Annotated in this window: 2 protein-coding genes; both read left to right on the top strand. The window is 63.1% G+C overall.

Annotation, left to right across the window (positions count from 1 at the left end):
- The coding region (acrB, locus tag H8S34_RS14955; protein ID WP_101691010.1) for an acryloyl-CoA reductase electron transfer subunit gamma at positions 1 to 801 on the top strand (801 nt) is incomplete at its 5' end.
- A 19-nt stretch (positions 802 to 820) separates the two neighbouring features.
- Positions 821 to 1,921 carry an acryloyl-CoA reductase electron transfer subunit beta gene (gene acrA / locus H8S34_RS14950; RefSeq protein WP_101691011.1) on the top strand — a complete coding sequence of 367 codons (1,101 nt, stop codon included), beginning with the start codon at positions 821 to 823 and terminating at the stop codon, positions 1,919 to 1,921.
- Position 1,922 lies beyond the last annotated feature (1 nt).

The raw sequence follows: 1,922 nt of genomic DNA, 5'->3' as shown, positions 1-1,922 counted from the left end.
ATGAAAGCAATCGTATGTGTGAAGCAGGTGCCGGATACCTCCGGTAAGGTTGCGGTGAAGGCGGACGGCACCATGGACCGTGCGTCCATGGCGACCATCACCAACCCCGATGATATGAACGCCATTGAGGCGGCCCTGAAGCTGAAGGACGAGACCGGCTGCGAAGTGACCGTGGTTTCCATGGGCCCCCCGCCCGCGGAGGGCATGCTGCGGGAGCTGCTGGCCATGGGCGCGGACAAGGCCGTGCTGGTGTCCGGCCGTGAGTTCGGCGGCAGCGATACTTACGCCACCTCTCAGATCCTGGCCGCCGCGCTGAAGAAGATCGGCGTGGACGACGAGACCATCGTGTTCTGCGGCCGTCAGGCCATCGACGGCGACACCGCCCAGGTGGGTCCCCAGATCGCCGAGAAGCTGAACCTGCCCCAGGTGACCTACGTCTCCGAGATCAAGGCGGAGGGGAAGAAGATCACCGTGCAGCGGATGCTGGAGGACGGCTACATGACCATCGAGGTGGCGCTGCCCTGCCTGCTGACCTGCATCAAGGAGCTCAACGAGCCCCGTTACATGAGCGTGGGCGGCATCGTGGAGGCCTACAGCAAGCCCTACGAGGTGTATGACTTCAACACCCTGAAGGACGATCCCCTGATCGATCTGGACACCATCGGCCTGAAGGGCTCTCCCACCAACGTGTACAAGTCCTTCTCTCCCCCGGTGAAGGGCGCCGGCATGATGCTGGAGGGGGCCGACAAGGCCACCTGCGACAAGCTGGTGTCGCTTCTGGATGAGAAGCACCTGATCTGATCGAAAGGAGAGCAGAAAAATGGCTTTTGATAGTAGAGACACCGGCGCCTTCAAGGGCGTATGGGTATTTTGTGAGCAGCGCGAGGGCAAGCTGATGAGCACGGACTTCGAGCTGATCAGCGAGGGCCGGAAGCTGGCGGACGACCTGGGCGTGGAGCTGTGCGGCGTTCTTCTGGGCCACAACGTGGAGGGTCTGGCGAAGGAGCTGGGCGGCTACGGCGCGGACAAGGTGTACGTGTGCGACCACGAGCTTCTGGAGACCTACACCACCGACGGCTATGCCAAGGTGATCTGCGACCTGGTGGAGGAGAAGAAGCCCGAGATCTTCCTGATCGGGGCTACCAACATCGGCCGTGACCTGGGCCCCCGCTGTGCGGCCCGTCTGCACACCGGCCTGACCGCCGACTGCACCCACCTGGACGTGGATGTGACCAAGTACAAGGAGTTCCTGAAGACCACCTCCACCATCGACGTGGACAACACGGTCTTTGAGGAGAACACCAACCTGAAGATGACCCGTCCCGCCTTCGGCGGCCACCTGATGGCCACCATCATCTGCCCCCGGTTCCGTCCCCAGATGTCGACGGTACGTCCCGGCGTGATGAAGAAGGCTCCCTTCGACCAGGCCAAGGCTGACGCCGTTGTGGTGGAGAAGCCCGCGGTGGCCCTGACCAAGGAGGACATCCATGTGGAGGTCCTGGAGGTGAAGAAGGCGGCCAAGAAGCTGGTGGACCTGATCGGCGCCGACGTGGTGGTGTCCGTGGGCCGCGGCATCAGCAAGGACGTGGAGAAGGGCATTGCCCTGGCCGAGGAGCTGGCTGAGGTTCTGGGCGGCGTGGTTGGCGCCTCCCGTGCCGTGGTGGACGCAGGCTGGATCTCTGCCGACCACCAGGTGGGCCAGACCGGCAAGACCGTGCATCCCAAGATCTACGTGGCTCTGGGCATCTCCGGTGCCATCCAGCACAAGGCCGGCATGCAGGACTCCGAGTGCATCATCGCGGTGAACAAGAACGAGACCGCCCCCATCTTCGAGGTGGCCTCCTACGGCATCACCGGCGACCTCTTCAAGGTCACCCCCATGCTCATCGAGTCCATCAAGGCCCTGAAGGCCTCCAAGTAAT

It is taken from the genome of Pseudoflavonifractor hominis (genome assembly GCF_014288125.1).
Lineage (GTDB): Bacteria > Bacillota > Clostridia > Oscillospirales > Oscillospiraceae > Pseudoflavonifractor_A > Pseudoflavonifractor_A gallinarum.
The sequence above is the reverse complement of the archived record's forward strand: the minus strand, read 5'-3'. Positions and strand labels throughout refer to the sequence as shown.

What these genes read in the sequence shown, in the direction of transcription:
- acrA (WP_101691011.1), top strand. Translation starts at nt 821, where the DNA reads ATGGCTTTTGATAGTAGAGACACCGGCGCCTTCAAGGGCGTATGGGTA.